The sequence below is a fragment of the Tateyamaria rhodophyticola genome (assembly GCF_047777875.1).
Taxonomy (GTDB): domain Bacteria; phylum Pseudomonadota; class Alphaproteobacteria; order Rhodobacterales; family Rhodobacteraceae; genus Tateyamaria.
In genome coordinates, this window is record NZ_CP180519.1 from 2,910,224 (window position 1) to 2,930,103 (window position 19,880).

21 protein-coding genes and 1 tRNA gene are annotated in these 19,880 nt (G+C 64.5%); 12 read left to right on the forward strand and 10 right to left on the reverse strand.

The annotated features are described in order from the left end of the window. Nucleotides 1-29: 29 nt before the first annotated feature. The 3 genes from ACERHN_RS15845 to ACERHN_RS15855 are packed head-to-tail and all read left to right on the forward strand — an operon-like array spanning nucleotide 30 to nucleotide 1,481. Complete coding sequence (locus ACERHN_RS15845) at nucleotides 30-623, forward strand: RNA polymerase sigma factor (protein WP_415919986.1); 594 nt, start codon at nucleotides 30-32, stop codon at nucleotides 621-623. Then, nucleotides 613-984, forward strand: coding sequence for a hypothetical protein (locus tag ACERHN_RS15850; RefSeq protein WP_415919987.1), 372 nt, complete (start codon nucleotides 613-615; stop codon nucleotides 982-984). The genes ACERHN_RS15845 and ACERHN_RS15850 overlap by 11 nt, the downstream gene beginning before the upstream one ends. Before the next feature lie 2 nt (nucleotides 985-986). Then, nucleotides 987-1,481 carry a periplasmic heavy metal sensor gene (locus ACERHN_RS15855; RefSeq protein WP_415919988.1) on the forward strand — a complete coding sequence of 165 codons (495 nt, stop codon included), beginning with the start codon at nucleotides 987-989 and terminating at the stop codon, nucleotides 1,479-1,481. Nucleotides 1,482-1,483: 2 nt separating this feature from the next. Here ACERHN_RS15855 and ACERHN_RS15860 read toward each other — a convergent pair whose 3' ends face one another. Further along, entirely contained in the window at nucleotides 1,484-2,887 is a 1,404-nt protein-coding gene (locus ACERHN_RS15860) for a diguanylate cyclase domain-containing protein (protein ID WP_415919989.1), read from the reverse strand. A 94-nt stretch (nucleotides 2,888-2,981) separates the two neighbouring features. Between ACERHN_RS15860 and ACERHN_RS15865 the strand changes: the two genes are divergently transcribed. The 5 genes from ACERHN_RS15865 (at nucleotide 2,982) to ACERHN_RS15885 (ending at nucleotide 7,310) form a co-directional block, all read left to right on the forward strand. Beyond that, entirely contained in the window at nucleotides 2,982-3,266 is a 285-nt protein-coding gene (locus ACERHN_RS15865) for a DUF3572 domain-containing protein (protein WP_415919990.1), read from the forward strand. After that, nucleotides 3,263-3,970 carry an HAD family hydrolase gene (locus tag ACERHN_RS15870; protein ID WP_415919991.1) on the forward strand — a complete coding sequence of 236 codons (708 nt, stop codon included), beginning with the start codon at nucleotides 3,263-3,265 and terminating at the stop codon, nucleotides 3,968-3,970. The genes ACERHN_RS15865 and ACERHN_RS15870 overlap by 4 nt, the downstream gene beginning before the upstream one ends. 95 nt (nucleotides 3,971-4,065) lie before the next feature. Then, complete coding sequence (locus ACERHN_RS15875; RefSeq protein WP_415919992.1) at nucleotides 4,066-5,628, forward strand: trimethylamine methyltransferase family protein; 1,563 nt, start codon at nucleotides 4,066-4,068, stop codon at nucleotides 5,626-5,628. A gap of 87 nt (nucleotides 5,629-5,715) precedes the next feature. Then, nucleotides 5,716-6,303 carry a heme NO-binding domain-containing protein gene (locus tag ACERHN_RS15880; protein WP_415919993.1) on the forward strand — a complete coding sequence of 196 codons (588 nt, stop codon included), beginning with the start codon at nucleotides 5,716-5,718 and terminating at the stop codon, nucleotides 6,301-6,303. Beyond that, nucleotides 6,300-7,310, forward strand: coding sequence for a diguanylate cyclase domain-containing protein (locus ACERHN_RS15885; protein ID WP_415919994.1), 1,011 nt, complete (start codon nucleotides 6,300-6,302; stop codon nucleotides 7,308-7,310). The genes ACERHN_RS15880 and ACERHN_RS15885 overlap by 4 nt, the downstream gene beginning before the upstream one ends. A 399-nt stretch (nucleotides 7,311-7,709) precedes the next feature. Here the strand turns inward: ACERHN_RS15885 and ACERHN_RS15890 are convergent. The 5 genes from ACERHN_RS15890 to ACERHN_RS15910 all read right to left on the reverse strand — a co-directional run bounded on the left by ACERHN_RS15890 (nucleotide 7,710) and on the right by ACERHN_RS15910 (nucleotide 12,270). Next, nucleotides 7,710-7,784 (reverse strand) — tRNA-Glu (locus ACERHN_RS15890). A gap of 76 nt (nucleotides 7,785-7,860) precedes the next feature. Next, nucleotides 7,861-9,606 carry a single-stranded-DNA-specific exonuclease RecJ gene (gene recJ / locus ACERHN_RS15895; RefSeq protein ID WP_415919995.1) on the reverse strand — a complete coding sequence of 582 codons (1,746 nt, stop codon included), beginning with the start codon at nucleotides 9,604-9,606 and terminating at the stop codon, nucleotides 7,861-7,863. A gap of 7 nt (nucleotides 9,607-9,613) precedes the next feature. Beyond that, entirely contained in the window at nucleotides 9,614-10,582 is a 969-nt protein-coding gene (gene glpX / locus ACERHN_RS15900) for a class II fructose-bisphosphatase (protein ID WP_415919996.1), read from the reverse strand. A gap of 23 nt (nucleotides 10,583-10,605) precedes the next feature. Beyond that, nucleotides 10,606-11,892 carry a homoserine dehydrogenase gene (locus tag ACERHN_RS15905; RefSeq protein WP_415919997.1) on the reverse strand — a complete coding sequence of 429 codons (1,287 nt, stop codon included), beginning with the start codon at nucleotides 11,890-11,892 and terminating at the stop codon, nucleotides 10,606-10,608. Between the two features lie 69 nt (nucleotides 11,893-11,961). Next, on the reverse strand, nucleotides 11,962-12,270 hold the full coding sequence (locus ACERHN_RS15910) for a hypothetical protein (protein ID WP_415919998.1): 309 nt from the start codon (nucleotides 12,268-12,270) through the stop codon (nucleotides 11,962-11,964). 101 nt (nucleotides 12,271-12,371) lie between these two features. Here ACERHN_RS15910 and ACERHN_RS15915 point away from each other — a divergent pair, with 101 nt between their 5' ends. Further along, the gene (locus tag ACERHN_RS15915; protein WP_415919999.1) at nucleotides 12,372-12,974 is read left to right on the forward strand and encodes a TetR/AcrR family transcriptional regulator; all 603 of its coding nucleotides are present in this window, start codon (nucleotides 12,372-12,374) and stop codon (nucleotides 12,972-12,974) included. Nucleotides 12,975-13,240: 266 nt separating this feature from the next. Here ACERHN_RS15915 and ACERHN_RS15920 read toward each other — a convergent pair whose 3' ends face one another. The 3 genes from ACERHN_RS15920 to ACERHN_RS15930 all read right to left on the reverse strand — a co-directional run bounded on the left by ACERHN_RS15920 (nucleotide 13,241) and on the right by ACERHN_RS15930 (nucleotide 16,541). Beyond that, the gene (locus ACERHN_RS15920; RefSeq protein ID WP_415920000.1) at nucleotides 13,241-14,152 is read right to left on the reverse strand and encodes a pirin family protein; all 912 of its coding nucleotides are present in this window, start codon (nucleotides 14,150-14,152) and stop codon (nucleotides 13,241-13,243) included. A 365-nt stretch (nucleotides 14,153-14,517) separates the two neighbouring features. After that, nucleotides 14,518-15,264: a hypothetical protein gene (locus ACERHN_RS15925; RefSeq protein ID WP_415920001.1), complete on the reverse strand. Its 747-nt coding sequence runs from the start codon at nucleotides 15,262-15,264 to the stop codon at nucleotides 14,518-14,520. Next, nucleotides 15,261-16,541 (reverse strand): hypothetical protein, encoded by a 1,281-nt coding sequence (locus ACERHN_RS15930; protein WP_415920002.1) that lies wholly within the window; start codon nucleotides 16,539-16,541, stop codon nucleotides 15,261-15,263. The genes ACERHN_RS15925 and ACERHN_RS15930 overlap by 4 nt, the downstream gene beginning before the upstream one ends. A gap of 111 nt (nucleotides 16,542-16,652) precedes the next feature. On the opposite strand from ACERHN_RS15930, the gene ACERHN_RS15935 reads away from it, so the two are divergent. The 3 genes from ACERHN_RS15935 to ACERHN_RS15945 all read left to right on the forward strand — a co-directional run bounded on the left by ACERHN_RS15935 (nucleotide 16,653) and on the right by ACERHN_RS15945 (nucleotide 19,207). Further along, entirely contained in the window at nucleotides 16,653-17,111 is a 459-nt protein-coding gene (locus ACERHN_RS15935) for an MmcB family DNA repair protein (RefSeq protein ID WP_415920003.1), read from the forward strand. A gap of 84 nt (nucleotides 17,112-17,195) precedes the next feature. Continuing rightward, a complete protein-coding gene (locus tag ACERHN_RS15940; protein ID WP_415920004.1) occupies nucleotides 17,196-17,891 on the forward strand; it encodes an outer membrane protein in 696 nt (231 codons plus the stop codon). A 155-nt stretch (nucleotides 17,892-18,046) separates the two neighbouring features. Then, nucleotides 18,047-19,207 (forward strand): phytanoyl-CoA dioxygenase family protein, encoded by a 1,161-nt coding sequence (locus tag ACERHN_RS15945; protein WP_415920005.1) that lies wholly within the window; start codon nucleotides 18,047-18,049, stop codon nucleotides 19,205-19,207. Between the two features lie 99 nt (nucleotides 19,208-19,306). Here the strand turns inward: ACERHN_RS15945 and ACERHN_RS15950 are convergent, their stop codons facing one another. Further along, on the reverse strand, nucleotides 19,307-19,873 hold the full coding sequence (locus ACERHN_RS15950) for a DUF6151 family protein (RefSeq protein WP_415920006.1): 567 nt from the start codon (nucleotides 19,871-19,873) through the stop codon (nucleotides 19,307-19,309). Nucleotides 19,874-19,880: the final 7 nt, after the last annotated feature.

A 19,880-nucleotide genomic window follows, 5' to 3' on the forward strand; every position in this document is an offset into this window, starting at 1 on the left:
GGCGGGGGCGCGTTAGCTGATCCGTGACGATGAATATGCCGCTGGATGCACAAGAGACGGATGGCCCGGACGAGGCTGCTTTGCTGGCGCGCTATGCGCGCGGTGATGCGGCGGCGGCGCGGGCGCTGACCACACGGCTCACGCCGCGTGCCTTTGGCCAGGCGTTTCGCATGCTGGGCGACCGGGCAGAGGCCGAGGACGTGGCACAGGAGGCCATGATGCGCCTGTGGAAGATAGCACCCGACTGGCGCACGGGCGAGGCAAAGGTGACGACTTGGCTTTACCGGGTGGTGGCGAACCTGTGCACGGATCGGTTGCGGCGCAGGCCCAGGGGGCCTGTTGCGCTGGACGAAGTGGCGGAGCCTGCGGACCCTGCACCGGGGGCCGAGGCAGGGATGCTGGCGCAGGCGCGCCAGGACGCATTGGCGCGGGCGCTGGCGGATTTGCCGGAACGCCAGCGCCTTGCGGTGATGCTGCGCCATTTCGAGGGGGCCACGAACCCGGAAATCGCGGAACGGCTTGGCGTGAGCGTCGAGGCGGTGGAAAGTCTGACCGCGCGGGGCAAACGCGCGCTGGCGGCAGCGCTCAAGGGGCAGGCCTCTGCCCTTGGCTATGAAGGATGACGCAGAGATGACGGATCGCAAGGACGACTGGATTGACACCCTGTTGCAGGATGTGGGGGACACGCCCGCACCCGAGGTGTCCAATGATCTTTTGATGCGCGTGCGTGCCGATGCCGAAGCCGCGATGCCCGCATCCGGTGGCGCTCCTGCGCGCGAACCGGTGCTGCAGCACCTGTTGCGGGGCCTTGGTGGCTGGGGGTCTCTGGGTGGGCTGGTTGCCGCAACCGCCGTCGGCTTTGCGGTTGGGCTGGGGGCGCTGGACGGGGCCGTGTTGGACGCCTACTGGCTTGATCCATATGGAATTTATTACGATGACAGCCTCGGGCTGAGTGCCAATGGCTGGGATCTGGAGGAGGGGTGACGATGTCGGACACCGGTACACGGGCGCGCAGCCCGCTTTGGGTCAAGCTGTTGCTGGCCGTGTCTTTGGGCATCAACCTGTGCATTGCGGGGTTGGTGGCGGGGTTCCTGCTGCGCGGTCCGGGTGTGATGCGCGGCGATGGCCCCGGGCTCAGCTATGCGATGCCCTATATCATCGCGCTAGAGCGCGCCGACCGGCGCGCGGTGCTGGGCACGGTGCGCGGCAACCCCGATCTGCCGGATCGCCGTATGCGGCGGGCGCAATTCGACGATATGCTGGCCGCCTTGCGCAGTGACCCGCTGGATCAGGATGCGGTCCGGGCTGTGCTGGCGCGTCAGGCGAGGGGCGTGTCGCAGGTGCAGGCCGTCGCACAAGCCGCATGGCTCGACCGTCTGGCCCAGATGAGCGCCACCGAACGGGCCGCCTATGCGGATGCGGTCGAAGAGGTGCTGAAAAAGGGACCGAAGCGCGGCGGTCCCAAAAAGCCCAAAGACTAGGTTCAGGCGGCGCTTTGGCTCAGCGTGACGCGGTTGCGCCCCTCTGCCTTTGCGTCATAAAGCGCCCGGTCCGCGCGGTCCAACAGCGTCTCTGCCGTGAGCGGTGCGCCCGCAGCCAGATCGCCCCGCCGCACCCCGTCATAGACGATCAGGCCGATGGAGATGGTGGCGGTGATCGGATCGTCCCGTCCGGGGATGGTCACCGGCACGTCCCCGACCTTGCGACAGAGCCGCGTTGCGGCCTTTTGCGCGTTCTCAAGGTCCACACCCGGCAGCACCATCAGGAATTCCTCTCCACCGATCCGCGCCACGAGGTCCACGGCGCGCAGGTTGCTGCGCAACCGCTTGGCCACGTCGATCAGGACAGCATCGCCCGCGGCGTGGCCATAGCGGTCGTTGACCTGTTTGAAGTGGTCCAGATCGGCGATCATCAGGGCAAAGGGCTTGCCCGTCCGCTGCGCCCGCTCTGCAATGCGTTTGACATGCGGCATGGCATAGCGGCGGTTGTTCAGCCCGGTAAGCGGGTCGATCACCGATGCCTCGATCCCGTTGCGCACCGTTGCGCGCAGCGCGTCCGTCATCAGCTTGCGCGACAACAGCGCCCGCAACCGGATGGCGATTTCATCGAGGGTTGCGCCAAAGGGAGCAAGGTCATTGGCGCCCATGTCCAGCATCTGCGCCGCCAGCGGCGCAGGTTCTTCCGTCTGGGCGATCATGATGACGCTGTGGCGGGTGGCCGCGTGGCTGCGCAGGGATGCCAGAAGACCGAGTGTTTCGTGATCCCCGCCGGGCCGCGTGACCAGCACAAAGGCATCCGGCGTGCCGCCGTCGGCGTCATCATTCACCGCCTCCACAGGCAGGCACAGTGACACGCGCCCCTGCAAGAGCGGTGTCATCTGTGTGCACCAGTCCTGTGCCTGCGCGGGCCGCGTGGTGACGACGCGCACACGCGGCGCGGGTCCAAACGCGGCGCTGTGTTCGGCAAATCCAAGGGCGCGCGACGTGCCCTCGCGCAATTGCCATTCACTTGCGGACGCATAGCTGCGCAAGAGGCTGCGCGCGCGCGCCAGCAACAACGCGTTGTCCACGGGCCGCGACAGGACATCATCATACCCGGCGGTCAGCAGGCGCACCCGCTCATCGCTGCCCGTCGCGGTGCCAAGCGCGATCACCGGAACCTTGCCCAACAGGCCCGCCTTGCGCAGGCGCGCCAGAAACCGCGTGGGGGTGCCATCGGGAAGGCTGGTGGAACACAGGATCAGATCAGGATGCGCCTTGCCCATCTGCTGCATCGCATCGGCGATACTCGTGGCTTGGAGAACCTCGTACTGGCTGGCAGCCAATTTGACCCGCAACACGATACGATGTGTGGCGATGGGATCAACGACGAGGACCTTACCGTGCATGGATCATTCCAATTTTTCAAAAACTGTGTGTTATCCCTCTTCGACCGATTAAGTTAACAAAGCGTTTCGAAGGACGCTGCCGAGGAGACAAGCTGTGCCGTTATCGCGAGAATCCGCCGAAGTCGTCGGCCTGAAAGCGCTCACCTGGCTGTCGTCACAGGAAGATGTGTTGACAGTGTTCATGGGCTCCACCGGTGCGGCGTCCGATGATCTGCGCAACGGGGCGCGGGATCCTGCGTTTCTGGGCGCGGTACTGGACTTTATCCTGATGGATGATGCGTGGGTGCAGGCGATGTGTGATCACGCCGGGATCGCCTATGATCAGCCGATGGCCGCGCGGGCGATGTTGCCGGGCGGCGAGGCGGTCCATTGGACATGAGCGCACCCGTCCGCGGCGTCATCTTTGACAAGGATGGCACGCTGTTTGATTTCCGCACCACGTGGGAGGCCTGGGCGGCGGCGTTCCTGCGCCGGGCAGCTCGTGGGGACGAGGATCGCGCGGCCCGTGCAGGCCGCGCCTTGCGCTTTGATCTTGCCGCGGCGCGCTTTGCCCCGGACAGCGTGGCCATTGCGGGCACCATGCAGGAGATCGCCGACGCGCTGGCGCCGGAATTTCCGGAATTGGACCACGCGGCCCTGCTGGATCTGCTCAACACCGAAGCCGCCCGCGCACCGCAGGCCGAAGCCGTACCTCTGGTGCCCTTCCTCAACGGGTTGCGGGGACGGGGCCTGCGGCTTGGCGTGGCGACGAACGATTCCGAAAGACCGGCACAGGCGCATCTGGAAAGCGCCGGGGTCAGCGCCCTTTTTGATTTCGTCGCCGGATTTGACAGCGGACATGGCGGCAAACCCGCACCGGGGCAGTTGCTGGCGTTCTGTGCGGAACAGGGGCTGGATCCGTCCGAAGTGGTGATGGTCGGAGACAGCCTGCACGACCTGCTTGCCGGCAAGGCCGCCGGGATGCGGTCCGTGGCGGTTTTGACGGGGATGGCATCGGCCGAGACATTGGCGCCCCATGCGGTGGCCGTCCTGCCGGATATCGGAGCGCTCCCTGCTTGGCTCGACGCGCTGGCGACGCATTAGCCCGAGAAAACGACCAAAGCCGTCGCAAACGGACAGGTGAGCGGTGCCACGCTTGGCACAGGTTGGGCCTGTCACGCGATGCGACGGAGGACAGCATGACCGATACACGTACCAAGCGCCGCAGCCGGGGCGGCGGCCGTGCAGGGGCCGCGGCACGTCGCGGCCACGCCGTGATCGAACAGATGCCTTGGAGCCCGCCGCGCATGACCGACCCGCCGGTCGAGCCGGTCAGCGCCGAAGGCGTGGCCGCCATCCACGATGGCGCGATGCGCATCCTCGAAGAGATCGGGATCGAATTCCTGAACGAAGAAGCGCTCGAAATCCTGCGCGAGGCGGGCTGTACGATCAACGGCGCCAACGTCCGCATGGGACGCGATTTCGTGATGGAGATGGTGGCCAAGGCGCCGTCCTCCTTCACGCTGACCCCGCGCAATCCGGCGCGCGAGATCACCATTGGCGACGGTCACATCAACTTTGGCAACGTGTCGTCGCCGCCCAATTACTGGGATATGGAGATCGGCACCAAGGTGCCCGGCACGCGCGACATGTGCGCAAACCTGCTGAAACTGACGCAATATTTCAACTGTATCCACTTTGCGGGCGGCTATCCGGTGGAGCCGGTGGATATCCACGCCTCCGTGCGCCATCTCGACGTGCTCTATGACAAGCTGACGCTGACGGACAAGGTCATGCACGCCTATTCCCTGGGCAAGGAGCGGGTCGAGGATGTGATGGAGATGGTGCGCATTGCGGGCGGCATGACGCATGGAGAATTCGAAGCGCGCCCGCACATGTACACCAACATCAATTCGACCTCGCCGCTGAAACACGACCAGCCGATGATCGACGGCTGTTTGCGGATGATCCGGCGCGGGCAGGCTGTGGTGGTGACACCGTTTACCTTGGCCGGGGCCATGGCACCCGTGACCATGGCGGGCGCTGTGGCGCAGTCCATTGCCGAGGCGCTCTGTGCCATTGCCCTGTTCCAATACGTGGCGCCGGGTGTGCCGTGCGTGATCGGCACGTTTACCTCGAATGTGGACATGAAATCGGGTGCGCCTGCGTTCGGCACGCCGGAATATATGCGTGCCACGCAAATCACCGGGCAGTTGGCGCGGTTTTACGGGCTGCCCGTGCGCTCATCCGGTGTGTGCGCGGCCAATGTGCCGGACGGGCAGGCGATGTGGGAGACGTCCAATTCGCTGTGGGCTGCGGTGCAGTCGGGCACGAACATGGTCTATCACGCGGCGGGATGGCTTGAGGGCGGGCTGATCGCGAGCCCCGAAAAGTTCATCATGGATTGCGAGATTTTGCAGCATATTCAACGCTATCTCGACCCGGTGGTGGTGGACACAAGCCCCGACGCGATTGCAATTGATGCGATCAAATCGGTGGGGAGCGAGGGCCATTTCTTTGGTATCCAGCACACGCAGGACCGCTATTCGACCGCGTTTTACCAGCCGTTTCTGAGCGATTGGAAGAACTTCGAAGGCTGGTCCGCAGCGGGATCGGTTTGGACGCCGGAGCGGGCGCACACCATGTTCAAGGAGATCGTAGGCGCGTTCGAAGCGCCGCCCATGGACGACGCGATCCGCGATGAATTGGCGGATTTCGTGGCCCGTCGCAAAGCCGAAGGTGGCGCGCCAACAGATTTCTGAGCGCCAAGTGCTTACAATTGCGCTTGTTAGGTAAAAATTAGGGATGCGTGCCGCATTGTTCCCGCGTGGAAATGGGACGACGGCAGGATGCACGGCTTAATAAACAGAGCGATCCAGTGTTTCGTAACGGATGCGTATGGCCTCGACAAATGGGTTGAGGCTACGCGCGTGGCCGAACTCGACTTTGTCGAATTCGAAGCGATGCTGATCTATGACGATGCGGTGACGCCGCGGTTACTGGATGCCATCGCACAGGTCCTGGACCGTCCGCGCGACGAAATGATGGAGGATCTGGGCACCTATCTCGTGTCGCATCCAACGGTGGAAGCGCTGCGCAGGCTGCTGCGCTTTGGTGGCGTGAACTTTGTTGAGTTCCTGCAATCGCTGGATGATCTGCCCGACCGGGCACGGCTGGCGGTGTCGGACCTGAACCTGCCCCGAATCGAATTGCGCGAACACGGTCCCAGCCATTTCAGCCTCGTGTGCGATTGCCCGGTGGAGGGGTATGGCCACGTGATGATGGGGATTTTGCGCGCGATGGCAGATGATTACGGCGTGCTGGCCCTGTTGGAACATCAGGGTGGCGGACAGGGCACTGAGGTGATTGCCATTTCATTGATTGAAACGGAGTTCGCCGAAGGACGGGTGTTCGATCTGGGGGCGCGCGCGGGATGACGGACGTGATGACACCGGCGCTGGATGTGCTGTGCCCGATGCACATTGTCTTGTCGGGAACCGGGCATATCGAACATGCGGGACCCACGGTCCGGAAATTGTGGCCCGAAACGGATTTGACGGGCAAGCGGTTTCTGGAGGTGTTCGACCTCAAGCGCCCGCGGGCGATTACGTCGATGGACGACCTGCGTGCGGCGGCCGGAACAAAGCTGCATCTGCGCCTGCGTGATGCACCGCATACAGAGGTCAAGGGGGTGTTGGTGCCGGGTCCGGAACCGGACCAGTGCATTGTCAATCTGTCCTTCGGAATTTCGATTGTGGATGCGGTGTCCGATTTTTCGCTGACATCGGCGGATTTCGCGGCCACGGATCTGGCGGTCGAAATGCTGTACCTGGTCGAGGCGAAATCCGCGGCCATGGAAGCATCGCGCAAGTTGAACTTGCGCCTTCAGGGGGCGAAGATTGCGGCGGAAGAACAAGCCTTTACCGATACATTGACCGGTTTGAAAAACCGCCGTGCGATGGATCACATCCTCGCACGCTACGAAATGTGGGGTACGAAATTTGGCCTGATGCAGATCGACCTCGACTGGTTCAAGGCGGTGAATGACACGATGGGGCATGCCGCGGGCGACCATGTCCTGCAAACGGTGGCGCGGTTCATGGTGGATGAGACGCGCGATACCGACACTGTGGTGCGCATTGGCGGGGATGAGTTTGTCATTCTGTTGCCAATGGCCGATGAGATGGCAGCGCTGGCCAGTATCGGTGGCCGGATCATCGACCGTCTGATCCAGCCGATCCCGTTCCAGGGACAGGAATGCCGCGTGTCCGCCAGCATTGGCGTTGCCGTATTTGACCCCGTCGGCCCGTTCAACACGGCAGAGGTTCTGGATAACGCGGATGTGGCGCTTTATGCGTCGAAAAACGCCGGGCGCGCACAACTTACCTTTTTTGAACCGTCCATGCGGACCGAAGATACATCCGTCGGCGCGCGCCGCGCCTGATCGGTCTTGGTGCTGCAAGAGTTTGCTGTTGGTTGACCCGGTTTCTTTTTGGCGCGTGTGGCACTCGATCCGACATGGCGGTCCCGCCCGGCCTTGGGCTGTGAATTAAGAGCACGCCAAGAGTCGGTGTCAGCGCAAAAGAGCGTTGGATCCGATGCACATGCGCGGTCTGTCGCTTGGTCGTGCAAAACCTGTTTCGCTCCGGTGCTGAGCAAAGCACGGGACCTCTTGTTCGGTTCAAACTCACTTCAAACGAATGAAACAGCCATGTTCTGTTGCGCTGGCATGGTCATTCACCAACTGCGGTGTTGGCCAACCGCCATGAGAATACGGTCAAAAACACAACATAGGTTGGGCCTGCGCGTACGAAGAAAATCGGAAATCAGATGTAACCGATAGTGGCATCCCGTAGGGGAATCGAACCCCTCTTTCCAGGTTGAAAACCTGGCGTCCTAACCGATAGACGAACGGGACGCAGCTATCGTGACGCGTGAGATAGGGAATTCTTCTGTGGCGCGCAAGGGAAAAAATGCCGCAATTTTGGAAGGCGTCAAACCTGCGCCGGTGCTGCGTCTTCCAGTTGCAGCTGAACCGACTGCCGCCCGCGAAACGTGTTGATTTCCAGGCGTCCCGCGAGGTGAAAGGACGCCCCGCCGTGGTTTTCCAGCGCAGGCCCAAGCGCGCTATCATAGGCCCCAAAGGAAATTGCATCGAGCCGTGCGCCGCCTGCTTCGCCGAAACTGACCTTGAGGTGGTTTTCACCCACCTGGCGCGCATGATGGATTCGCATCCCCGCAAAGGCAAAGCGCGGTCCGGGCGCGCCTGCACCGAAGGGTCCGGCGGCGTCGATCTGCTCGATCAGCTCGAGCGTCGCGGCGGCGGGCATCAGGGCACCGTCGAGGCGCAGGTCGCGCGGGCCAAGCGCATCAGCGCCTTGTTTTGCCAGCAATTCACCCAAACGGGCCATGGCCGCGTCGATCTTGTCCGCGGCGACCGTCAGACCGGCGGCCATTTTGTGCCCGCCCCCCTTGATCAGCAGTCCTTCGGCGGCGAGCCGCTGGATCGGTGCGCCAAGGTCGATGCCCGCGACCGACCGCCCCGAGCCTTTGCCGATCCCGTCCTCGACCCCGATGACGATGGCGGGGCGGTTCGTGGCCTCCTTGAGGCGCGAGGCGACGATGCCCACCACGCCGGGATGCCACCCATCGCCCACGGCCCAGGCCAGAGGCCCGTCCGCGCCCCGTTCTTCGCATTGCGCAAGGGCTTCGGCGCGCACGCGGGCCTCGATGTCCCGGCGTTCTGCGTTCAGCGTGTCGAGGCGTTCGGCAAGGGCCGCCGCCTCATGCGGGTCAGCGGTCGCCAGCAGGCGCGCGCCAAGATCGGCCTGCCCGATGCGCCCGCCCGCATTGATGCGCGGCCCCAGCAGATATCCCAGGTGATAAGGCGTGGGCGCGGTGTCGAGCCCCGCCACATCCGCGAGCGCCACCAGACCTGGACGCGCCCGGCGCGCCATGACGGCAAGGCCCTGCCGGACAAAGGCGCGATTGACGCCGATTAAGGGGGCCACGTCCGCAACGGTGGCCAGTCCCACCAGATCCAGCAACGCCATGAGGTCCGGACCGCCTGCGCCGCCTTCGCGCAGCTGTCGCCCCACTTCGACCAGCACGAGAAAGACCACCGCGGCGGCACAGAGATGGGCCAGCGCGCCGTCCTCGTCCTGCCGGTTGGGGTTCACGATGGCGCATGCGTCGGGCAGCGTTTCGCCGCCAAGGTGATGGTCCAGCACAACCACATCCGCCCCGACCGCTGCATCGATAGGACCGTGGGACAGGGTGCCGCAATCGACACAGATGATCAGGTCATGATCCGCGGCCAGTTGCGCCATGGCCGCGTCATTGGGCCCGTACCCTTCGTCGATGCGGTCCGGGACATAGAGCGTCGCGTCACGCCCCATCGCACGCAGCCAAGTGAGCAAGAGCGCCGCAGAGGACCCGCCATCCACGTCATAGTCGGCGAACACGGCGACGCGCTGGCGCTGCTGCACGGCCTGCAACAGCCGTGCCGCGGCGGGCTCCATGTCGCGCAACGCCCGCGGGTCGGGCAGCAGGTCGCGCAGCTTGGGTGCGAGATAGGCCGCGGCGTCGTCCGGCGCGACGCCAAGACGGGACAGGATCTGGCACAGCGGGCGGGGCAGGGCGGTTTGCTGCGCCATTGCCTCCGCCGCGCGGGACAACTCGGCGCTCGGGCCGACCCATGTGCGCCCGGTCAGCGACTGTGCGACATCCAGAAACGCCAAACGGGCCTCAGACCGTGTCCACGGGGGTGCGGTAGTTGATGCGCCGCACCGATCCCGTCTTGGACCGCATCAGCAGCGTCTCACAGGTGAGCCAGCCCGGTTCACGGTGCACGGCGGACAGGATCGAGCCATCCGTCACCCCGGTGGCGGCAAAGATCACGTCTTGGGTCACCATGTCGTCGCGGGTGTAGATCCGGTTCAGATCGGTGATCCCGGCCTTGGCCGCGCGCCCCTTTTCGTCGTCGTTACGGAACAGGAGCCGGCCAAAGATCTGGCCGCCCATGCATTTGAGCGCTGCGGCGGCCAGCACGCCTTCGGGTGCGCCGCCTTCGCCCATATACATGTCGATGCCGGTGTCGGGGTCGGCACAGTGCATCACGCCCGCCACGTCGCCATCGGTGATCAGCCGGATGGAGGCGCCGGTGCTGCGCACGGCCTTGATCACGGCGTCATGGCGCGGGCGTTCGAGGATGCAAACGGTGATATCGCTTGGCGCGCAGCCTTTGGCGGTGGCCAGTGCCTGCACCCGTTCGTCCGGCGTCATGTCCAGCGAGACGACATCAGGCGCGTAGCCGGGACCGATGGCGAGCTTGTCCATGTAGACGTCCGGCGCGTGCAGCATGGAGCCGCGCGGCCCCATGGCGATCACGGTCAGCGCGTTTGGCATGTCTTTGGCTGTCAGCGTGGTGCCTTCGAGCGGGTCGAGTGCGATGTCCACGCCGGGGCCGTTGCCAGTGCCGACCTCTTCGCCGATATAGAGCATGGGCGCTTCGTCCCGTTCACCTTCGCCGATGACCACGACGCCTGCGATGTCGAGCATGTTGAGCTGTTCGCGCATGGCGTTGACGGCGGCCTGATCGGCAGCCTTTTCATCGCCGTGCCCCACAAGGCGGGCCGAGGCGAGGGCGGCGGCTTCTGACACGCGGGCAAGGCCCAGCGACAGCAGGCGGTCCTGAAAGAGTTCGGGGGTGGACATGGCCGGGGCTTCCTTTTGGTGGGCTAGATATCTTCGATCCGCAGGACAACGGGGTTGGACGCCAGAACGTCCGTGTGACCCATCGCGGCGATGGCCTCGTCCAGTGCGGTGCGGGTGCATTTATGGGTCACGATCAGGACCGGTGCAGTGGCATCGTTGTGGCCAAGCTGGCGCATGCGGTCGATGCTGACGCCTGCATCGCCCAGCACGGTCGCGATCTTGGCCAGTGCGCCGGGTTTGTCGTGCAGCGCCATGCGCAGGTAGTGCGGCGCGGGCAGCACAGAGCGGGCCGGTGTGGCCGCCTCGAGCGATGCGGCAGGTTGGCCAAAGACGGGCAGGGTGAAGCCGCGCGCGATATCGCAGATGTCGCCCATGACGGCGGAGGCGGTGGGCCCTTCGCCCGCGCCGGGGCCGCGCAGGACCACCTGTTCCACCGCGTCGCCTTCGATGGCGACCATGTTGGTGCCGCCCTGAAGCTGGCCAAAGGGCGAAGTGTCGGGCACGAGGCAGGGCATCATGCGCTGCTCCAGCCCGCGCCCGGTCTTTTGTGCCACACCGAGCAGCTTGATCTTGTAACCCATGTCACCGGCGTGCCGGATGTCATCAATGCTGACCCGTTCGATGCCTTCGAGTTCGATCCCGTCGAAGTGGACCTGCGTGCCGAAGGCGATGGAGGACAGGATGGCAAGTTTATGCGCGGCATCAATGCCGCCCACGTCCAGTTGCGGGTCCGCTTCGAGATAGCCCAGCCCATCGGCCTCGGCAAAGATATCGTCGTAGCTGAGCCCGGAGCTTTCCATGCGGGTCAGGATGTAATTGCAGGACCCGTTCATGACGCCCACGATGCGCGTGATCTGGTTCCCGGCGAGCCCTTCGGTCAGGGCCTTGATCACCGGGATGCCACCAGCCACCGCCGCCTCATAGCGCAGGGCGCGCCCCGCGGCCTCAGCGGCTTCGGCGAGGGCCTGGCCATGAATGGCCAACATAGCCTTGTTGGCGGTCACGACGTGTTTTCCGGCCGCGATTGCGGCGTCGGTCGATGCCTTTGCAGGGCCGTCTGTCCCGCCCATCAACTCGACATACACGTCGATGTCGTCGCGGGTGGCGAGGGCGACGGGGTCGTCCTCCCAGGCGTAGCCGGTGAGCGGTACGCCGCGGTCCTTGTCGCGGCTGCGCGCGCTGATGGCGGTGAGTTCGATGGGCCTGCCGGTGCGGGCCTCGAGCAGGGCGGCCTGCGTGCGCAGGATGCGGATGACGCCGATCCCGACCGTGCCAAGTCCAGCAATCCCGAGGCGCAAGGGGGTGGTCATGGCAGGTCCTTTCAGTTGACGTCTGGGTGCGATGTAGCGGGTTCGCGCGGGCGCTGCAACGCGTCGCGGTCAGCCTTGGGGCGTCGTGATCGCGCGGCTGAGCCGGGCGCGGGTGCTGCGGTCGATCACGGGACGGTTTTGCAGGCGGTTTGCGCGGGCGCGCAGGGCCGACACGCGCGCCTCCAGCGATTGTGTCGTGGCCTCCGGATCGGTAACCACGGCGGCATTGGCCGCCAGCAGCGGCGCGATGGGGACGAGTTTCGGAAACGGCGCGTTCTCCGCCTCCGGCGGAACCGTTGCATCCAGTTCGGGAAATTGCGTGCAGGCCGCGAGGCACACCGCGAAGGGCACAAGCAAAAGGCGAAGGGAAAGGCGCATCGCGGCTCCGGCGTGAGATGGTTGTGACTGTGATGCACATTTGCCGCGCCGGGTGCAAGCGGCGCTTGGATATGAACGGGCGTTCAGTTAGCGTAAGCCGCATGGCGCGGACGCAGGGATCACATGGCGATATCACCGGCCCGCGGGTGCGGGCGGTGGCGCAAACGCTGTTTGCGCGCCACGGGTTTGCGGCCGTCTCGATGAGGCAGATTGCGTCAGAGGTGGGGGTGCAGGCCGGGGCGCTCTATAACTATACCCCGGACAAGCAGACCCTGCTGTTCGAGTTGATGCGTGATCACATGGCCGAATTGCTGGCGGCGGTGTCCACGCAGACCCACCGGTCTGCCCGCGCGGGGCTTGAGGCGTTTGTGCGGTTTCACATTGAATTCCACCACGCGCGCCCGGACGCGGTTTTCATCGCCTATATGGAGTTGCGCAACCTGACACCGGAGAACTTTGCCGAGATCGAGCGATTGCGCGGGGCCTATGAGGCGGTGCTGGAACGGATTTTGCAGGATGGCGCCGCCGAGGGTGTGTTTGCGGTTGCGGATCAGAAGGTGGCCGCGATGGCCGTGATTGCGATGCTGACGGGGGTCAACACGTGGTTCCGGGCGGATGGGCGGCTGAGCCTGTGTGATGTGCAGGACATGTATTGGGACATGGTGGCGCGGATGGTGTCGGTGGGCGGCTCTGTTTCGCCCTGAGGGGCGAAAGGCGCCCGCCCACCGACCCATGGGACGGTTCGTCGGAGATACTCCGATGATTTGTGCGACTGCATGTACGGTTGGTTGTAGAAGGGGCAGCTGATCTGGGGTGTGGCTGACACTTTCTGGGGAAAGTGTTCTTGCCACCGGACGCGTCTGCCTGCGCAGACGGTTGTGACGTTGAGGTTTAATGATCGGGGGCGTGGCCGACACTTTCGGGGGAAAGTGTCCTTGCCACCGGACGCGTCTGCCTGCGCAGACGCGTCCTAATGCACCGGTTTGATGAATGTGCCGTTGCGCAGGTCTTTCATCGCCTGTTGCAGCTCTTCCTGCGTGTTCATCACGATGGGACCATGCCAGGCGACAGGTTCGTCGATGGGCGCGCCCGAAATGAGCAGAAAGCGGATCCCTTCGGGGCCGGCCTGCACGGTGACCTCGTCCCCTGTGCCAAAGCGGACCAGCGTGCGGTCGCCGGACAGATCGCGGATGTTGACCTCTTGGCCCGCGATCTCCTTTTCCAGCAGAACGCCCGACGGGTCCGATGCATCGGCAAAAGCGCCTGCCCCTTCGAACACATAGGCAAAGGCCCGGCGGTAGGTGTCGATCCGAAAGGTCTTTTTCCGCCCGGCGGGCACCGAAATGTCGAGATATTGCGGATCGGCGGCGATGCCGTCCACGGGTCCACGTTTGCCCCAGAATGCGCCGGTAATCACCCGCACACGGGTGCCGTCATCGTCGATGACCTCGGGGATATCGCTGCCTGCGATGTCCTGATAGCGCGGCGCGGTCATCTTTTGGTCCGATGGCAGGTTGCCCCAGAGCTGGAAGCCGTGCATTTGCCCGGCGGCGTTGCCGTGGGGCATTTCCTGATGCAGGATGCCCGACCCGGCGGTCATCCATTGCACCGACCCTGCGCCGAGCGTGCCGGAATTGCCCAGCGAATCGCTGTGTTCCACGGTGCCTTCGAGCACGTAGGTGATCGTTTCGATGCCGCGATGCGGGTGCCAGGGAAAGCCCTTTTCGAAATGCGCGGGCACATCGTTGCGGAAATCGTCAAAGAGCAGGAACGGGTCCAGCTCGCTGGGGTCCTGAAAGCCGAAGGCGCGGTGCAGGTGCACGCCTGCGCCTTCCATGGTGGGCACGGCCTTGCGGGTCTCGAGTGTGGGTCTGAGGGACATGGCTGTCTCCTTTTCTGTCAGCGTTGGGCTGAAGATATGCGTGCATGGATGCAGTGCAATTCGCGGATGCGAACGACATCTGTGCGCAGGTGAGGAGGTGTGGCGGGACCACCCGGACCGTGCGGTTCTCTCATTCCCGAGGACCTGTATATACAGGTGGGTGCCAGGTAAACGGACCAGGGCCCGAACAGAGCCAGCTCCCTCGGAATTGCTTAAGGCCACCGGAATGCAACCGTCCACAAGAGGGGCAGAACCCGCCTGTGCAGCACATAGGGTGCGGGGTGCGGCAGGGCAAGGGGGCGCGATTGGCGGGCCGACCCTCCGGGGGGGATTTTTTGGAACAGAGACGGGGCGGGGGCGTCGATCTATTCTGACGTCTGGGTAAAGCCGTAGCGCGCGAGTTCCTCGGGCAGCAACACGTAGATCTGGTCGGGCGGTGTTGACAGGGCGTGGGTCATGACGAGGGGGTCGATGCCCATTTCGTCGAGGTAGGTCATGACTTCACCCTGGCCGCGCTGGATATCCTCGACGGCGAAGGCCGCGGGCAGCAGGGTGTTTTCGCCGAAATAGTGTTGGTGCACGCCGACGGAGGCGTCGGGGTGGATGTCGCGGGTGGCGCCTGCGGCGAGCACGTAGGGGCAGGCGGAGTAGCAATATTCGCCCGACAGCATTTGTGTTGCGATGCCCGCGGAGCGCAGGTGGCGACCGAGGGTCAGCGCGTCCTGAACGGAGCCGCCCGGGGATTGCAGGATCAGGGTTTCCGGCGCGGGCTGAGCGCTGGTCAACTGGTCGATGATGCGGTCAGCGTCGCCGGCCTCAATGCCGCCCTCGAGGCGGTAGGTTGTGCCAGTGCTTTGGGTCAGCACCAGCCGTTCGGGCAATTGTCCCGGATCCCGGGCCGGGGCCACGCGGGGGCGGTCGCGGTCCGGGCGGAACGTGCGGCGTTGATCGCCGGGGCGGACGGGTTCGGTGAGGCGTGGGGCGTCGGGGCCAAAGCTGGGCAGGCGCAGGCCGCGCATGTCGCCCAGAACCAGCAGCCCGCCCAGCCCGATCTGAAAGATCAGGACGCCCATCAGAACGCGGGCGACGGGGGATTTGGGGGCCACGCTCATTCGGCAGCGGGCCTGGGTTTGCGCACGGGGGGCGCATCCGGTGCGGGTGTGACCTGCATCGCTTTTTCCACGTCGCGGATCGCGACCATCGCGGCGCGCAATTCGGCCAGGGTCAGCGTGTCCTCGACAGCGGCCCCTTCGCGGCCCGAGCGGATGGCGCCCTGGGTGATGGCGAGGATGAACACAAGCACGGCAGGCAGCAGGTCAATGGCGATCGCACCGGCCCAGGAGGGCACGAAGTTGCGGGCATAGAGGATGACGGCATCCGCCGAGGAAATCGGCGTGTAGGTCACATCGCTGGCCGGTTGCAGGGCAATGACGTTCTGTGCGGCGCGCTCCAGCGTCTGGGCGCGTTGCGCCAGCACTTCGAGCACCGAGGTGATGGTGGCGGCCTGATCGCTGCGGCCCTCTTCGGTGCTGCCGTCGAGTTCCGGCAGGACCACGGACGCGGCCAGATCCTGTGCCGCGCGTTCGACCAGCGGGGCCACCGAGAGCTGGCGCATCTGGCTGATCAGACCGGCAAGGCGCACGGCCTGTTCGGAAAATTCGACCGACCGTGCCTCGACCGGGCCGGGTTCAACGGTGAGGGCGCGCATGCGGCTGAGGATGGTATTGCCTTCGGCGAAGGCGGCTTCGACCAGCGGGGTCTGCGCGCTGATCTGCCCTTCGAGCCCGCTCAGCTCGCCCGCCTTTTGGCGCAACACGCGGAATACAGCACCACGCCCGGCGAGGCCCGACAGCGATCCCGCGGCCTCCTGTTCGCTCAGGTCTTCGAAGGATTGGCGCACGCGGGCCACGTCGCGTTCGAGCGCCTGGGCGGTAATGGCAACCTCGTGGGCGCGTTCGAGGCTCGATTGGTAATCCTGCACGGTCTTGGCCAGATGTTGTTCAACCGCGGCCGATCCGGCGAGGGCCGCGGCATTCAGCCAGGACGACATCGCGACAATGGCGAGCGATCCAAGGCCCATGGCGGCCATCAGCTTGATCCGGTCACCGGCGGCGCGCACCGCTGGAAACAGGCGCAGCATGTACGACCAGAACACAAAGATCCCCACCGACACCGCAACCGAATAGGCGATTGCGGCCAGCACCGACACCGCGCCAATCTCATCGAGCAGGGAGGACACCCCGAGATACGTGTAGATACCCGATGCCGTCGCCAGCACGCCGAGGGCCGTGCCGGAAAACGTGTCGAGCCAGCCCAGATGCCCTTCCAACTCGCGGGCATAGCGCACACCGCGCGCTTCCGCCTCTGTCAGGCGATTGTCATCTGTCATCTTGGTGTGCCCCTTTGCTCCGACTGGCCCAAGCTATGCGCTGCGAACGGGCGCGCCAAGGGGGCAGGCGCGGCGCTTGCTTTTGTTCACACTTTGTTCATATGTTTGCACATGACCGATTTGATTGAAGCCCCCAGCCTGATGCCGGGCCAATTGCTTGCCCGTGGCGTGGCACGCCATTTTGCGTCGCTGGGATGGGCGACGGTCGAAGAATTGGTGCCGGCGCGCGGGTTGCGGGTGGATGTCATGGCGCTTGGGCCCAAGGGCGAAATCTGGGTGGTGGAATGCAAATCGAGCCGCGCGGATTTCATGTCGGACCAGAAATGGCAGGGATATCTGGAATGGTGCGACCGGTTTTTCTGGGCCGTGGATTCGGAGTTTCCGGTGGAATTGCTGCCCGATGACAGCGGTCTGATCCTTGCCGATGCCTATGACGCAGAGATCGTGCGCATGGCACCCGAAGACAAGCTGGCCCCTGCGCGGCGCAAATCGGTGATCCAGGGCTTTGCCACCCATGCTGCGCGGCGGCTGCATGGCTTGCGTGATCCGGGCGCGGGCATCGGCTGGTAACGACCCGGTGAAAAGGCGTGAACGCATAAGCTGACCTGCTGAGGTCTTTGTCCTTTGCCACTATGGAACAAAGGACACCACACGATGCGATTTTTCACTTCACATGCCGCAGGCGCAGCCGTTGCGGTGGCGCTCGGGGCCGGTTTGGCCACGGATGCCGCAGCACAGGACACCTATGGCTTTGTCTTTGGCGGGGCGACGTTCAACGGCAGCCTCGACACAGACGGCCTGATTGGCGGCGCGCCGCAGACGGTCGATACCGATTATGACACCGGCTATCAGCTTGGCTTTGGGATCGGGCGCACGTTTTCCGGCCTGAGCACTGATCAGATCGGTGTGCGCGGCGAGATCGAGCTGAGCTATGGCGAGGCGGATGCCGACGAAATCCGCTTTTCCGGCAACGGCCCCGCGGCCGAGATCAACGTGGGCGGCGGCATCGACTCCACAACGCTCTTTGCCAACATCTATGCCGACTTTGCGTCCTCCGGCGCGTTCACGCCTTTTGTCGGCGCGGGCGTCGGGGTTGGCCGGTTTTCGCAGGACCTGATCTATGGCCCCGGCGTGCAGGTCAACGAAAGCGACACCGCCTTTGGCGCGCAGCTGATTGCGGGTGTTGCGTGGGATGTGTCGGACAGCGTGACGCTGACGGCGGATGCGCGGTACCGGCGCTTTTTCGATATCGAATCCAACAGGTTTGCTCCGACAGGTGCATCCACCGGTGTGGTGAGTGGTGATCTGAGTAACGTGTCGCTGAACATTGGCGCGCGTTTCGCATTCTGAACGAGCAGGCGGCGTGGATGACATGTGCGGTCCCCACCCAGTAGAAGCATATGCCACGCCCTGCAGGTCGCCCCGGTTTCGGGGCGGCCTGTATACATTCCGACTGGCATTGATCGCGGTTCGCTCCTAGCCTCGGGGACGGGAGGATTTGCACCATGAAAGATCGGATCGAACCGCAACCGGGATATTTCGATGTGGCGCAGTGCGACATCGCAGAGTTCAACGCGCTGATCGCGCGGGAAACGTCACCCGACATGTGCCCCCGCGCCGCGCGGATCGAGGCCAAGGTGCCGATCTATGACATGGGCGCGCTGCGCGGTGATCTGAATGATCACGACAGCCGCCGCGCTTTGATGGCCGAGTGGGCCGCAGTTTTGAACACGGGGCCCGGGGTCGTCGTCCTCAAGCACGCTTATAGCGACACGCGCGTTCTGGATGAGGCGGCAGCACTCTTTGACGAGATCATCGCCGAAGAACGCGCATCCAAGGGCGAGGCCGCCGATCACTTTGCGGCATCCGGCGCCAATGACCGCATCTGGAACGTGCAGGAAAAGCTGTGTTTGCGCGCGCCGGATCTGTTTGTGCGCTATTTCGCGAATGCGACGCTGGACGCGATCAGCGAGGCGTGGTTGGGCCGTGGCTATCAGATGACATCGCAGGTCAATCTTGTACGGCCCGGTGGCGCGGCGCAGGAGGCGCATCGCGACTATCACCTTGGCTTCATGACGGCGGAAGAGGCGGCGGCGTTCCCGGTGCACATGCACCTGCTGTCCCCCTTGCTGACCTTGCAGGGCGCGATTGCGCATTGCGACATGTCCGTCGAGTCTGGCCCGACGCAGCTTTTGCCTTATTCGCAGCTGTACCCGGCGGGTTATGTGAGCTTCCGCCAACCTGAATTCCGGGCGGCGTTTGATGCAAACGCGGTGCAGGTGCCGTTGGAAAAGGGCGATACGCTGTTCTTCAACCCGGCGCTGTTTCATGCGGCGGGGGCGAACCGCACGCCGGATATTCACCGGCTTGCGAACCTGTTGCAGGTGTCGTCGCCGATGGGGCGGTCATTGGAAAAGCTGGACCGGCTGGCGATGGCCAAGGCCGTCTATCCGCATCTGGGGCAGGTGTCGGGGCTGGAACAGGAGGCCGCGATTGCGGCCGCAGCCGAAGGCTATCCCTTCCCCACCAACCTCGACACGGATCCGCCCGTGGGCGGGCTGGCTCCGGAGAGCGATCAGGCGCTGTTGCGTCGTGGGGTGGCCGAAGGGATGTCCGCAGACGATGTAAACGCAGCGCTGGACCGGGCCGCGGCCAAGCGCGGCTAAAGCCAACATACAAAAACCTGAACCACGTTGCCCTGCCTGAAATCAAAGATTTCAACGGGTTATATGATACCTGATGGAACAGGTGATTTGCAATTCGTTCTAGGATGGGGGCAGGGCGTCCCGCTCTGCCTGTGACACGTGATAGATCGGGGCCACGGGCGTGCCATCGTCCTTGAAGAAAGGCGTTTGCTTCCAGCGGCCTGTGATGCGGGCCGACAGGCTGCGCGCCGCAAAACCGCTGATGAACTGCGCCAGCCCCTCGTGACCGCGCTTACCATTGGCCTTGCGCACAAAGGCGCGCGCGACCGGCGGGCCAAGGGCGTCGGGGTCCTCCAGCCGGTCGGTGCGAAAGGATGTAAAGCTGAGCTTGGGCGCGCGCGCGGTTAGGAACATCGTCGCCCCGCAACAACGCGCCTGCCACCGCAGCGGCCCCTTTTCGCCAAAGGCAAACGGCGCAAGCTGGTCCGCGCCGGCGTCGATCTGCACCCGGAACGGCACGGTCTGATAGAGTTGTACGGGCCCGGGCGCGGGATCCGGTTGGCCCGCGAACACCTCTGCCGCGCGGCAGTCGTGGCAAAAGCATTCGGCCCGTGTGCCATTGCGCGCGCTCACGCCCTTGAGCGTGCCGCGCAGTTTCTTGCAATCGCAGGCAAAGGACAGATCCACGCCCGCC